12 protein-coding genes are annotated in these 13,766 nt (G+C 68.4%); all 12 read left to right on the forward strand.

The genetic code is table 11. The annotated features are described in order from the left end of the window. The first annotated feature begins 77 nt into the window (after positions 1-77). The 12 genes from dop (at position 78) to FHR84_RS02090 (ending at position 13,638) form a co-directional block, all read left to right on the forward strand. Positions 78-1,574 carry a depupylase/deamidase Dop gene (gene dop, locus FHR84_RS02035; RefSeq protein WP_179533697.1) on the forward strand — a complete coding sequence of 499 codons (1,497 nt, stop codon included), beginning with the start codon at positions 78-80 and terminating at the stop codon, positions 1,572-1,574. A 201-nt stretch (positions 1,575-1,775) separates the two neighbouring features. After that, on the forward strand, positions 1,776-1,973 hold the full coding sequence (locus tag FHR84_RS02040; RefSeq protein ID WP_092520649.1) for a ubiquitin-like protein Pup: 198 nt from the start codon (positions 1,776-1,778) through the stop codon (positions 1,971-1,973). 118 nt (positions 1,974-2,091) lie between these two features. Next, positions 2,092-2,940: a proteasome subunit beta gene (prcB, locus tag FHR84_RS02045; protein WP_179533698.1), complete on the forward strand. Its 849-nt coding sequence runs from the start codon at positions 2,092-2,094 to the stop codon at positions 2,938-2,940. Positions 2,941-3,076: 136 nt separating this feature from the next. Continuing rightward, positions 3,077-3,862, forward strand: a complete 786-nt coding sequence (gene prcA / locus FHR84_RS02050; protein ID WP_179533699.1) for a proteasome subunit alpha — start codon at positions 3,077-3,079, stop codon at positions 3,860-3,862. 208 nt (positions 3,863-4,070) lie between these two features. Beyond that, positions 4,071-5,429: a Pup--protein ligase gene (gene pafA, locus FHR84_RS02055; protein WP_142077425.1), complete on the forward strand. Its 1,359-nt coding sequence runs from the start codon at positions 4,071-4,073 to the stop codon at positions 5,427-5,429. A gap of 63 nt (positions 5,430-5,492) precedes the next feature. Further along, a complete protein-coding gene (locus FHR84_RS02060; protein ID WP_179533700.1) occupies positions 5,493-6,968 on the forward strand; it encodes an amidase family protein in 1,476 nt (491 codons plus the stop codon). Positions 6,969-7,116: 148 nt separating this feature from the next. Beyond that, complete coding sequence (locus FHR84_RS02065) at positions 7,117-8,109, forward strand: WYL domain-containing protein (protein WP_179533701.1); 993 nt, start codon at positions 7,117-7,119, stop codon at positions 8,107-8,109. Continuing rightward, the gene (locus tag FHR84_RS02070; RefSeq protein ID WP_179533702.1) at positions 8,099-9,073 is read left to right on the forward strand and encodes a WYL domain-containing protein; all 975 of its coding nucleotides are present in this window, start codon (positions 8,099-8,101) and stop codon (positions 9,071-9,073) included. Before FHR84_RS02065 ends, FHR84_RS02070 begins: the two co-directional genes overlap by 11 nt. A gap of 19 nt (positions 9,074-9,092) precedes the next feature. Continuing rightward, positions 9,093-9,302, forward strand: a complete 210-nt coding sequence (locus tag FHR84_RS02075) for a bacteriophage holin (protein ID WP_343075128.1) — start codon at positions 9,093-9,095, stop codon at positions 9,300-9,302. A gap of 59 nt (positions 9,303-9,361) precedes the next feature. After that, positions 9,362-9,664: a Sec-independent protein translocase subunit TatA gene (gene tatA, locus FHR84_RS02080; protein ID WP_179533703.1), complete on the forward strand. Its 303-nt coding sequence runs from the start codon at positions 9,362-9,364 to the stop codon at positions 9,662-9,664. 99 nt (positions 9,665-9,763) lie between these two features. Then, a complete protein-coding gene (gene tatC / locus FHR84_RS02085) occupies positions 9,764-10,633 on the forward strand; it encodes a twin-arginine translocase subunit TatC (RefSeq protein WP_179533704.1) in 870 nt (289 codons plus the stop codon). Positions 10,634-10,833: 200 nt separating this feature from the next. Beyond that, on the forward strand, positions 10,834-13,638 hold the full coding sequence (locus FHR84_RS02090) for a DEAD/DEAH box helicase (protein ID WP_425489832.1): 2,805 nt from the start codon (positions 10,834-10,836) through the stop codon (positions 13,636-13,638). Positions 13,639-13,766 lie beyond the last annotated feature (128 nt).

Consider the following 13,766-nt stretch of genomic DNA (forward strand, 5'->3'; position numbering starts at 1 on the left):
CGTCCGCGGCTGCTCCGTTCGGCCACGGCGGTTCGTCAGGGATTCGTTCGCCGGGCTGAACCCGTAGGCTGAGTACCATGCGCCGGATCATGGGAACCGAGGTGGAGTACGGGATCACCGTGCCGGGGGACGCTACGGCGAACCCGGTGTTGACCTCCACCCACATCGTGCTCGCCTACGCGGCGGCGGCCGACATTCCGCGTGCCCGTCGTGCGCGGTGGGACTACGAGGTCGAGTCGCCGTTGCGTGACGCGCGTGGATTCGACATGGGTGCGTCGACGGCACAGACGAACGGCTCGGAAGGCGACGACCTGGGGGCGGCCAACGTCATACTGACCAACGGGGCACGTCTCTACGTCGATCACGCTCACCCGGAGTACTCCGCGCCGGAGGTCACCAACCCGCGGGACGCGGTGTTGTGGGACAAGGCGGGCGAACGTGTCATGGAGGAGGCGGCGCGCCGCGCCGCCAGCGTTCCGGGGACCTCTCCGGTCCAGCTCTACAAGAACAACGTCGACGGCAAGGGCGCCAGCTACGGCACGCACGAGAACTACCTGTGCTCGCGGGACACACCGTTCACGGCCGTCATCGCGGGGCTGACACCGTTCTTCGTCTCCAGGCAGATCGTCTGCGGTTCGGGGCGGGTCGGACTGGGCCAGGTCGGTGAGAAGCCCGGGTTCCAGCTCTCGCAGCGTTCGGACTACATCGAGGTCGAGGTGGGGCTGGAGACCACGCTCAAGCGCGGCATCATCAACACCAGGGACGAGCCGCACGCCGACGCGGACAGGTACCGCAGGCTGCACGTCATCCTCGGTGACGCCAACCTCGCCGAGACCGCGACCTACCTGAAGCTGGGAACGACGGCCCTGATCCTGGACATGATCGAGGACGGGTACCGCTTCGACGATCTCAGGCTGGCGGATCCGGTCAAGGCAGTTCACCTGATCAGTTACGATCCCGAGCTCAGCCAGAAGGTGGAGCTCGCCGACGGCCGTCGGTTCACCGGGCTGGACCTGCAGCGGGCATACCACGAACGGGCCGCCGCGTACGTGGAGTCGCACGGCGGGGAGTCGGCCAGGGACGTGGTCCGCACGTGGGGCGAGACCCTCGACATGCTCGGCAACGATCCGATGGACTGCGCCGACCGCCTCGACTGGCCGGCCAAGCTGAAGATACTGGAGAACTACCGCAGCAGGGACAACCTCGGTTGGAGCTCCCCCCGGCTGCACATGATCGACCTGCAGTACGCCGACGTGCGGATGGACAAGGGGCTGTACAACAGGCTGGTCAGCCGCGGTTCGATGAAGCGGATCCTCTCCGAGGAGGAGGTGCGCTCGGCGGTGACGAACCCGCCGGAGGACACCAGGGCCTACTTCCGGGGGCGCTGCCTCGAGCACTACCCCAACGAGGTGGCCGCGGCCTCGTGGGACTCGGTGATCTTCGACCTGGGTCGGGACTCCCTGGTGCGGATTCCGACCCTGGAACCGCTGCGCGGGACCAAGGCCCACGTCGGGGAGTTGCTCGAGGCCGCGAGCAGCGCCGAGGACCTGGTGGACTCGCTCACCGGAGGATGACCTCCGAAAGGGTGACTCCCACGTGCGGAAAAGATCGGAAAGTCACCGTTCGGATCTGGGCGTGCAGCCGGTTGACTAGGTAGTGTTCACACCAGGATGTTTCGATGTTCGGTTCGGGCGCCGGAGGCGTCCGGGACATCGGAGTTCGGCGGGTGCTCCCCGCTCGGACGGGCATCCTCGACAAGACCACCGGGAGGCGAGATGTCCCAGGAAAAGGTTGAGCGGCACGGCGGCGGAGACAACGAGGAAAACGAGGAGAACGGTGCTGAATCCGCCGGGCAGGAGCGTCGCGAGAAGCTCGGCGAGGACGTGGACACCATCCTGGACGAGATCGACGATGTCCTGGAGGAGAACGCCGAGGACTTCGTGCGTGCCTACGTCCAGAAGGGTGGACAGTAGATCGTTCCGTACGACGCCGGTCGGCCCGGAGGGCCGACCGGCGTGCGTGCGCACCGCATAGAGTGTGCACGACCGACCATGTGACGCCAGTTACTTCGAGCAGGAGACGATGTCGCCCATGGATTCCAGCTCGACTCGGGGCCACCCGGGTCAGGCCCTGCCCCCCGCGTACTTCACCCCCGGATCCGCCTCGTTCACGGAGTTCCTCCGAGACGCGGCCCCCGAGTTGATGCCACAGCTTTCCGACAACGCCGATGTTTCGGCGGAGGCCCCGCACGGGACGACCATCGTCGCTCTGACCTTCCGGGGCGGCGTCCTGCTCGCGGGCGACCGCCGTTCCACCATGGGCAACCTCATCGCGCAGCGGGACATGGACAAGCTCTACGTGACCGACGACTACTCCGCGGTCGGGATAGCCGGGACCGCGGGCATCGCACTCGAGATGGTGCGGCTGTACGCGGTCGAACTGGAGCACTACGAGAAGATCGAGGGGGTCTCCCTCTCGCTGGACGGCAAGGCCAACAAGCTCGCCACCATGCTGCGTGGCAATCTCGAGGGAGCGATGGCCGGGCTGGCCGTCATGCCGTTGTTCGCCGGATACGACACCGCCTCCGAGGACCCGGAACGGGCCGGAAGGATCGTCACCTACGACATCACCGGCGGGCGTTACGACGAGAGCGCGGGATACCACGCGGTGGGTTCGGGATCGGTGTTCGCCAAGTCCGCGCTGAAGAAGCGCCACGACCCGGAGGCCGACATCGATTCCGCGGTGCGCAACGCCTTGGAATCCCTCTACGACGCCGCTGACGACGACAGCGCGACCGGAGGGCCCGACGTCGCCAGGCGGATCTACCCGACGGTGGTGACCATCACCGGGGCGGAAGGAGCCGTGCGGCTGTCCGAGGAACGCACCGCCGCCGTCGCCGAAGAGGTGGTCGCCGGGCGTAAGCAGAACCCGGGTGGTTGAGCCGCCGAATCATCGCCGCGGGTGACCCCGGACCCACGGTTCGGGGCACCCGTCCTCGTCGTTCGCCGCAGTGTGTGCGGAGCAAGCGCCATGTGCCGACTCGGCACAGCACGATTCGAGCCAGGAGTGCACAGCCGTGACGATGCCCTTCTACACCTCGCCAGAGCAGCTGATGCGCGAACGCTCCGAGCTGGCCCGAAAGGGCATCGCTCGGGGACGTAGTGTGGTGGTGCTCAAGTACGCGGGCGGGGTGCTGTTCGTTGCAGAGAACCCCTCGACCACCCTGCACAAGATCTCGGAGATCTACGACCGCATCGGTTTCGCGGCGGTGGGGCGCTACAGCGAGTTCGAGAACCTGCGCATGGCCGGTATCAGGATGGCCGATGTGCGCGGGTACTCCTACGACCGCCGTGACGTCACCGGACGTGCCCTGGCGAACACCTACGCGCAGACGCTCGGCGCGATCTTCACCGAGCAGGTCAAGCCGTTCGAGGTGGAGATCTGCGTCGCGGAGGTGGGTGCCACACCGGACGCCGACCAGCTCTACCGGCTGACTTACGACGGTTCCATCGTCGACGAGCCGCAGTACGTGGCGATGGGCGGCCAGGCCGAGACCGTCACTTCCGCGCTGAAGGAGTCCTTCACCGACGGCATGGAGCTGGAACCGGCGATCCGGGAGGCCGTGCGCGCGCTGGTCGCCGGTGGTGAGGGATCCCGCGAACTGGGAGTCTCCCAGCTCGAAGTGGCCGTGCTGGAACGGTCCAGGCCGCACCGCACGTTCCGTCGCATCACCGGGGCGGCGTTGCGCGAGCTGCTTCCGAGCGAAGGGGACGGCTCTTCGGGCTCGGGAGCCGGGGACGAGAGCGCCTCTGACGGTGAGAGCGGGACTCCGGGCGCGGAAAACGGCAGCTCGGCGACCTGATGCCGTCCCGGGTGCCGTCCGGGGCCACGACGGGGGCCCGTGGTCTTCGGAGCCACGACCGGCTCGGACCGGTCGTGGCTCGGGGAGTCCGCGTCGCGGTTCGGAACCCGGGAACGTGCACCCTGTGTGATGATTTCGCGGGGAATCTGTGACTTCCGTCCCCGAACGGCGGACCGCCGAGTTCGACAAAGAGGCCTACCGTGGAGGCATGCAACGGAGGATCTTCGGCATCGAGACCGAGTTCGGAGTGACCTGTACGTTCCACGGGCAACGCAGGCTCTCCCCGGACGAGGTGGCCAGATACCTGTTCCGCAAGGTCGTGTCGTGGGGCCGTTCCTCGAACGTGTTCCTGCGCAACGGCGCCAGGCTCTATCTCGACGTCGGCTCGCACCCCGAGTACGCGACGGCCGAGTGCGACGATCTCGTCCAACTCGTCACCCACGACAAGGCCGGTGAGCGGATACTCGAGGATCTGCTGACCGATGCCGAACGCAGGCTGGCCGAAGAGGGCATCGGCGGGGACATCTTCCTGTTCAAGAACAACACGGACTCGGCGGGCAACTCCTACGGCTGCCACGAGAACTACCTCGTCGGTCGTTCGGGGGAGTTCTCCCGCATCGCGGACGTGCTGCTTCCGTTCCTGGTCACGCGCCAGTTGATCTGCGGTGCGGGCAAGGTGCTGCAGACACCCCGCGGGGCCACCTACTGCCTGTCCCAGCGCGCCGAGCACATCTGGGAGGGCGTCTCCAGCGCCACGACGCGTTCCCGCCCCATCATCAACACCCGCGACGAGCCGCACGCCGATGCCGAGCGGTACCGCAGACTGCACGTCATCGTCGGGGACTCGAACATGTCCGAGGTCACGACCCTGCTGAAGGTGGGGGTGGTGAACCTGGTGCTCGAAATGGTCGAGCAGGGCGTGCAGTTCCACGACTTCAGCCTGGACAACCCGATCCGGGCCATCAGGGAGATCAGCCACGACCTCACCGGACGTCGGCCGGTCCGGCTGGCAGGGGGCAGGGAGGCCTCCGCGCTGGACATCCAGCGGGAGTACTACGGCCGCGCGGTGGACTACGTGGCGAAACGCGGCTCCGACCCCATGACCGATCGGATCATGGACCTGTGGGGACGTGCGCTGGACGCGGTGGAGTACCAGGACTACTCGCTGATCGACAGGGAAGTGGACTGGGCCATCAAGCACCGGCTGCTGGAGCGCTACCGCGACAAGCACGGCCTGGAGCTGTCGAGCCCGCGGATAGCCCAGCTCGACCTCGCCTACCACGACATGCGGCGCAGCCGTGGTCTGTTCGAGATGCTGCAGCGCAAGGACCTGGTGGACCGTGCTACCAACGACGGCGACATCGAAGCGGCCAAGGACACGCCTCCGCAGAGCACCAGGGCGAAGCTGCGCGGTGACTTCATCGCGGCGGCCCAGGGGGCTGGCAGGGACTTCACGGTCGACTGGGTGCACCTCAAACTCAACGACCAGGCACAGCGCACCGTGCTGTGCAAGGACCCGTTCCGTGCGGTGGACGAGCGGGTGGAACGTCTGATCCACTCGTTGTGATCCGCGCCCTGTTCGGTACGCCCGGACGCGTTCGGCGCGGACGGCGTGGACGAAAGGGGCGGCGTGGACTACTCGGAATACCGCGAACACGACGGTGTGGGCTTGGCCGGACTGGTCCGCGAGGGCGCCGTCTCGGCATCCGAGCCGCTGGACGCGGCGCTCGCACGCTGTGCGCGGGTCAACGACCGGATCAACGCGGTCACCAGGACGACGGAGGAAACCGCCCGGGGACTGGCGGCCGGAGCGGGCCGGGGCGAACTGGCCGGCGTCCCCTTCCTGCTCAAGGACCTGCAGCAGGAGCTGGCCGGGCATCCCTCCTCCGCGGGAACCAGGGCGCTGGCGGAGGTCCCGCGGGCTGACACGGCCGAAGTGGTGCGTCGTTGGTTGGACGCGGGGCTGGTGCCGTTCGGCCGGACCAACTCCCCGGAGTTCGGGGCCAAGCCGGTCACGGAACCGGAGGCCTTCGGGCCCACCCGCAACCCCTGGTCCCCGGACCGGACCCCCGGAGGGTCCTCCGGAGGCGCCGCCGCCGCCGTGGCCGCGGGAATCGTTCCGGTCGCGGCCGCCAGCGACGGTGGTGGTTCGATTCGGATCCCCGCCGCCTCCTGCGGGGTCTTCGGCCTCAAACCGGGGAGAGGACTGGTGCCCGCGGGGCCCGATCGTGCGGAGAACTTCCACGGGGCCGCGTTGGACGGTGTGGTCTCGCGGACCGTGCGGGACAGCGCGGCCGCGCTCGACAGCGTCGCCGGCGGGAGCGCGGCCGGGCCCTACGCTCCGGCCGAACCTCCGCGTTCCTTCTCCGCCGAGACAGCGCTCGAACCGGGAAAGCTGCGGATCGGTTTCACCGCACGCTCCGCGCTGGGACGTCCGCACCCCCATGCCGTGGAGGCGTTGACCGACGCGGCGCGACTGCTGGAGTCGCTGGGCCACCACGTCGAGCCGGTGGAGCCACCCGTCGACCTGGACGCGTTGTCCGTGGACTTCCTGCGTGCCTGGTCGGTCAAACTGGCCGTGTCCCTCGACGAGGCCGCACGGATCGCCGGAGCTCCGGAGCGGGCCTTCGAACTGGACAGCCGCCTGCTGGCCGCCGCGGGCCGGGCCGTCGGCGCTCCCGAGTACAGCGCGCTGTTGGACGGTTGGCACGACTACACGCGAAAGCTCGCCGAGTTCCACCGCGGTCACGACCTGCTGCTCACACCCGGACTGGCCGGGCCTCCGGTGCGGGTGGGGGAGCTGGACACTCCACCGGCGCTGCGTGCCGCGGGACGCGCCGGCCTCGCGTTGCGGCTGGGCGGGCTGCTGCGTTCCAGCGGTGCCGTGGACCGGGTCGCGCGGAAGAATCTGCGTCACGTTCCGTACACCCAGCTGGCCAACATAACGGGCAGACCGGCCATGTCGGTTCCGCTGTACTGGAACCCCGAAGGGCTTCCCCTGGGGGTCCAGTTCGTCGGCCCCCTCGCGGGGGAGGGAATGCTCTTCCGGCTGGCGGCCCAGCTGGAAGGGGCACGGCCCTGGTCCGGCCACGAGCCTCCGCTGTGAGGCCGGCACCGAGCGACAGCGGCCTCCTGCCCGCGTTTCGTCGACCGCTCCCCGGGGGGCAGGGGTGGCCGCTCACGGGGCAGCGGGGGCTCCGCCGAGCGAGCACCTGCGGGGACCGAACCGGAAAAGCTCTACTAGAGTTGGCCCGGTGGGGATCCCGCGGGTCGAACGCCTGGTCAACCTGGTGCTGTGTCTGCTGTCGACTCGTCAGTACCTGACGGCGGAACGGATCAGGGACATCGTTCCCGGCTATGCCGAGACGACCAGCGACGAAGCCTTCTACCGGAAGTTCGAGCGGGACAAGGCCGAGCTGCGTGATCTGGGGGTTCCGCTCGAGACGGGACGCAACTCCTTCTTCGACGGGATCGACGGTTACCGGATAGCTCGCCGCGACTACGAGCTGGGCGACATCGAGCTGGAACCCGACGAGGCGGCGGCCGTTGCCCTGGCCTCCAGGCTGTGGGAATCACCCGAACTGGGCAACGCCGCGCGTGGTGCCCTGCGCAAGTTGCGCGCCGCGGGGGTCGATGTCGACGACGCCGCCCCCGCGCCGATCGAACCCAAGGTCCGCGCCGACGAACCGGCGTTCGTGCCGTTGCTGACGGCCGTCCGGCAGGGGCGTCCAGTGGTTTTCGACTACCGCAGGCCGGTGGACAACGTGGCGCGACGGCGCTCGGTCGAACCGTGGGGAGTGGTGGCCTGGCGGGGCCGCTGGTACGTGGTCGGACACGACAGGGACCGCGGTGCGGCACGCTGTTTCCGCCTGTCCCGGATCAGCGGGTCCGTGCGCTCGTTCGGGGAGGAGGGGCAGGTGTGCTGCCCGCCCGAGGTGAACCTGCTGGATCTGGTGACCGGTGCCGAGCCGACGGTGCCTGCCCGGACCTCGGTGCGGCTCTGGACGGCTCGCGGGCGTGCTCAGGGCGTACGGCGCCACGCCGAGGTTCTCGGGGAGCGGGAGCTCGACGGCGTGGCCGGGCAGGAGGTTCGCCTCGAGCTGGACAACCCGGAAACGGCCGTCGGGTGGATCGCGGGGTACGGCCCGGACGTCGCGGTGCTGGAGCCGGAATCCCTGCGGACGGCCGTCCGCGAGGCCCATCTGGCCACCCTGGCCGCCGTCGGAGGTGAGAACCGTGGGCAATAGCACGATCGAGCGGTTGCCGCGGCTGTTGGCGTTGGTGCCCTACCTGGTGAGCAGGCCCGGCGTGGCCGTCTCGGAGGTGGCGGCCGATTTCGGGGTGGGCGAGCAGCAGTTGCGGCGCGATCTGGAACTGCTCTGGATGTGCGGACTCCCCGGCTACGGACCCGGTGATCTGATCGACCTCTCGTTCAGCGGGGACACCGTGACCGTCGTCTACGACGCGGGGATGCGCAAACCGCTGCGGCTGACCGGTCAGGAGGCCACGTCCCTGCAGGTGGCGCTGCGTGCGCTTTCGGAGACCCCCGGCATCGCGGACACGGACGCGGTGCGGCGCGCGCTCGCCAAGGTGGAGAACGCGGCCGGGCGGGCTAACCCCTCCGGGGTGGTCGTCGGTCTGAACGACTCCCCCGGGCCCGTTTCCGCCGATACCGGTGGGACGGTGGAGTGGGCGGTCAAGCACCGCAGGGCGCTGCGGATCCGGTACTACACGGCGTCCAGGGACGAGATCACCGAGCGCACTGTCGATCCCATGCGACTGGTGCTGCTCGAGGGACGGGGGTATCTGGAGGCGTGGTGCCGCCGTTCCCGCGGGGTTCGGCTGTTCCGGCTGGATCGGGTGGACGAGGCCGAGTCGCTCGACGAGTACGCCCGGCCGCCGGCCGAGGCGCGGAGCACGGACTTCTCGGCCGGTCCGTTCCGGCCGCTGCCGGACCAGCCGAGCGCGGAGCTGGAACTGCAGCCGGAGGCACGTTGGGTCGCCGAGTACTACCCGGTCGACGAACGGGCGGATCTCCCGGACGGCCGGACCAGGGTGGTGCTGCGTTACTCCGATCGGGCATGGATTGTTCGGCTGGTGCTGGGGCTCGGGGGGCGCGGAAGGGTGACGGCTCCCGAGGATCTGGCCACTGAGGTGCGACAACGTGCGTACGCGGCACTGGAACGCTCTGGTCACCTGTTGTCCACCTGAGGGGGTTACCGTGTTGCTCGTGCCTTATGCGTTCATGGCGGGGCTGCTGGTGCTGGCCCTGGTGTTGTTGACGGCTTCGTTGCTGGTCACGCTGCGTTCGGTGCGGCGGTTCCACGCCGTCCGTTCCGCGGTGACGACCGATCTCGCCGACAGGGCGGGACTGTTGCGTGCCAGGGTCGCCGGTATCGGGGTGGCGCTGCGGCGGCGTCGACCGGATCGAAGCTGTTGAGAACAGACGGCTAGGGCGTAGTATTTCCGTGGCAGCAGGCTTGAGAGAGGTGTGCGGACATGAGTTTTCCCGGTGGGTGGGAGCTGGTTCTGATCGTCGGTGTCTTGGTGCTGTTGTTCGGTGCCACCAAGCTGCCGCAACTGGCCAGGTCGCTGGGGCAGTCTGCCCGGGTGTTCAAGGCCGAGACGCGTGGCATGAAGCAGGACGAGGAAACCGCCTCGCGGTCCAAGACCGAGCAGGAGCAACCACAGCAGCTCACCACTGGAGAACCGCAGCGTGACGGTTTCGCCGCTCCGGGGGCGGACCGGGTGAACGGTGAGCGCCCGGCCGAGAGCGCGTACCGCAACGACGCCACGAACTGATCCGGGGCTGTGACGGTGGAAGACAGTCCGCGTCGTAGTCGTAAACGATTCGGTCGCGATCGGAACAAGTACAGCCGCCGCCGCAATCCCGACGGGACCATGAGCCTCGTCGATCACCTTTACGAGCTGCGTCATCGGCTCGGGGTGGCGTTGCTCTGGGTGCTGATCGGCGGGGTATTCGGATTCTGGTGGTTCTCGAACCAGTTGTTCGTTCTGCCGAGTCTCGGGGACCTCATCACCGGGCCGTACTGCTCGTTGCCCGAGAGCGCTCGGATGACCCCGAACGGCGAGTGCCAGCTCATGCAGACCCGGCCGTTCGAAGTGTTCATGCTTCAGCTCAAGGTCGGTCTCGCGCTGGGCGCGGTGTTGTTGAGTCCGGTCTGGTTGTACCAGTTCTGGGCCTTCATCGCTCCCGGGCTGCACTCGAAGGAGCGCAAGTTCGCCAGGATCTTCGTCGGTATCGGCAGCCTGCTGTTCGTCGCGGGAGCGCTGCTGGCCTACTTCGTGGTTCCGAAGGGGCTCACCTTCATGGTGGGTTTCGGTGGGGACGAGTTCTTCACCGCCCTCACCGGTGGCGAGTACATCAACTTCGTGCTGCTGATGCTGTTGTTCTTCGGTATCAGCTTCGAACTCCCCCTCGTCATGGTGATGCTCAACAGGGCGGGCGTGGTCAGCTACGCCCAGCTGCGCGGCTGGTGGCGGGGAAGCGTGTTCGCCCTGTTCATCTTCGCCGCCGTGGCCACCCCGCAGGACCCGATTTCCATGCTGGTGCTCGGCGCGGCGCTGTGCGTCCTGTACTCCGTCGCGTTGCTGATATGCCACTCCCACGACCGCTCCAAGGAACGCAAGCAGCGTGAGCAGGACTCGGCGGAGGACCCCGACGCTCCCTCGGACGTGGACCCCCGTGCTTCCGAGCTGAGCACGACCGGTACGTCGTCGGCGACTCACGGGGACGACGAGGCGACCTGATCGAGGTTTCCGCTCGGGGCCCGTGGGGGCTCGTTTCGGCGCCGCCGCGCCGGGGAGCCCCCGTCCGGCCGGCGAATCGGAGCCCCGAGACCGCGGAGCGGGGAGGCCGTGCGCGCGACGTGCGGGCTCCCCGCGCCTCCCGTGCGGTGAATGTCACCGCGATTGGCACATTCCCGGGGCGGATATGAAAGTCTGGGAGTGTGGCTGACAGCCGTACCGAAACCACGGAGACAGGCGCCGCACCGGTGGATCCGGCGAAGGCCCGTACCGACGACCACCGTGCCCGCGGTGCCCACCCGCGCCTGAACGCGTTCACGATGGACGTGTCCTTCGAACTGGACGCGTTCCAGCGGACCGCCTGCCAGGCCCTGGAGGACGGGCACGGGGTGCTGGTCTGCGCCCCGACGGGGGCGGGCAAGACCGTAGTCGGTGAGTTCGCGGTGAACCTCGCCCTCGGGGGAGGGCACAAGTGCTTCTACACCACTCCGATCAAGGCGCTTTCCAACCAGAAGTACACCGACTTCTGTGAACGTTACGGTTCCGCCTCGGTGGGGCTGCTGACCGGCGACACCTCGATCAACGGCAACGCGCAGGTGGTCGTGATGACCACCGAGGTGCTGCGCAACATGCTCTACGCCGGTTCGAGCACCCTCGACACGCTCGGCTACGTGGTGATGGACGAGGTGCACTACCTGGCGGACCGCTTCCGGGGGGCGGTCTGGGAGGAAGTGATCCTGCACCTGCCCGAGCACGTGCAGCTCGCGAGCCTGTCGGCGACGGTGAGCAACGCCGAGGAGTTCGGCGAGTGGCTGGTCGAGGTGCGCGGGGACACCACCGTCGTGGTCGACGAGCACCGCCCGGTTCCGCTGTGGCAGCACATGCTGGTGGGAAGCAGCATGTTCGACCTGTTCGGCGGTGAGACGGAGAACCGGGAGCTGAAGATCAACCCCGAGCTGCTGCGTCACACCGGGGAGCTCGGTCGCAGCAGGGGAGCGCCGGGCAAGGTGCGCCGCGGGCCGGACGGCAAGAAGCGGGTTCAGCACCGGGGGAACAGGTTCTTCCAGCCTTCGCGGGTGGACGTGCTCACCCAGCTCGAGGACGCCGAGCTGCTCCCGGCCATCGTGTTCATCTTCAGCCGTGCGGGCTGTGACGCTGCCGTGGCCCAGTGCGTCCGGGCAGGTCTGCGGCTGACCACCGAAGACGACCTGGCCGAGATCCGCGAGGTGATCGAGGAGTACACCAGTACGCTCCCCGAGAGCGATCTGGAGGTGCTCGGGTACTGGGAGTGGCGGGAGGCCCTGGAGCGTGGAGTGGCAGCACACCACGCGGGACTGCTTCCCGCCTTCAAGGAAACCGTCGAGGAGCTGTTCGTCCGCGGGCTGGTCAAGGCGGTTTTCGCCACGGAAACTCTCGCCCTCGGGATCAACATGCCCGCGCGCACGGTCGTGCTGGAGCGGTTGGTCAAGTTCAACGGCGAGTCGCACGTCGATCTGACCCCCGGGGAGTACACGCAGCTCACCGGAAGGGCGGGACGCCGCGGTATCGACGTCGAGGGCCATGCCGTGGTCGTGTGGCAGCCGGGGATGGACCCCAAGCAGGTCGCGGGGCTCGCCTCGACACGTACCTATCCGCTGCACTCCTCCTTCCGCCCCGGCTACAACATGGCGGTCAACCTCGTCGGGCGGGTCGGCTCCGAAGCGGCTCGGGAGCTGCTGGAGCAGTCCTTCGCGCAGTTCCAGGCCGACCGTTCGGTGGTCGGCCAGTCCCGTCGGGTGGAGCGCAACACCGAGGCGCTCGAGGGCTATGCCGAGGCGATGCACTGCGATCAGGGTGATTTCGCCGAGTACTTCGAGCTGCGCCGACGCATTTCCGAGCGGGAGAAGGAGCTCGCGAAGCAGAACAAGGCGGCCAAGCGGGCCGAGGCCGCCAAGTCCCTGGAGAAGCTCCGCAAGGGTGACGTGATCGTGATTCCATCGGGGCGGCGTTCCGGGCTGGCCGTGGTGATCGATCCCGGCCTTGATCCGATGGAGGAGCCGCGTCCGCTGGTCGTCACGGAGGACCGCTGGGCCGGACGGGTGTCGGTGGCCGACTTCACCAACCCGGTCGAGGCCCAGGACAGGATCAAGTTGCCCAAGTACGTCGACGTCCGTTCGCCGAAGTCGCGGCGCAATCTGGCGAACACGTTGCGCGAGACCGGCGTGAGCACCAGCGGGGGGCGGCGCGGGAAGAACAAGGGCGCGGACACGAACAGCGACCAGGAGCTGGCGAGTCTGCGGCGGGCCATGCGTTCGCACCCCTGTCACGGCTGCGCCGAGCGGGAGAGCCACGCCAGGTGGGCCGAGCGGCACGAAAGGCTGCGCAGGGAGACCGAACAGATCAGGAACAAGGTGGCCGCCACGACGAACTCCCTCGTTCGGTCGTTCGACCGGATCACGGCCCTGTTGGAGGAACGGCACTACCTGGACCCGTATCAGCCGGACGATCCGGTTACCGAGTTCGGCAAGCGCCTGTCCAGGATCTACAGCGAGTCGGACCTGTTGGTGGCCGAGTGCCTGCGGGTGGGCAAGTGGCGGGCCCTCGAACCGGCCCAGCTGGCCGCCGTGGTTTCCTCACTGGTCTACGAGGCACGCGGTGACTCCCCCTCGGCTCCGGAGGTGCCCCCGGGCGCCGTGGCGGACGCGCTGTCGGCCACCTGGGAGCTGTGGGCCGAGTTGGAGGACGACGAGCGCAGGCACAAACTGGATCGCACCCGTGAGCCCGATCCGGGATTCGCCTGGCCGGTCTACCGCTGGGCCAGGGGGGATTCGCTGGAGAAGGTGCTGACCGCTTCGGCCACGGCCGGGCACGAGCTGTCCGCGGGCGACTTCGTGCGCTGGTGTCGTCAGGTGATCGACCTGCTGGATCAGATCCGCGAGGTCGTGGGCCGCGAGGATCCGGTCGGTTCGGCCGCGAACAAGGCGCTCAGCGGGATCAGGCGCGGGGTGGTCGCGGCCGGTTCCGTCTGATCCCGACCGGTGCCTTCCGCTCGGGTTGTCGTAGGTCCCGGGGGAAGACCGCTTCGACGAGCGTCCCCGAGCGCCGCCCACCTGCCGTCCGGCGCCTCGGCTGTGGTTGGATCGGATCTCGATGTCGG

Source organism: Actinopolyspora biskrensis, from assembly GCF_013408175.1.
Taxonomy (GTDB): domain Bacteria; phylum Actinomycetota; class Actinomycetes; order Mycobacteriales; family Pseudonocardiaceae; genus Actinopolyspora; species Actinopolyspora biskrensis.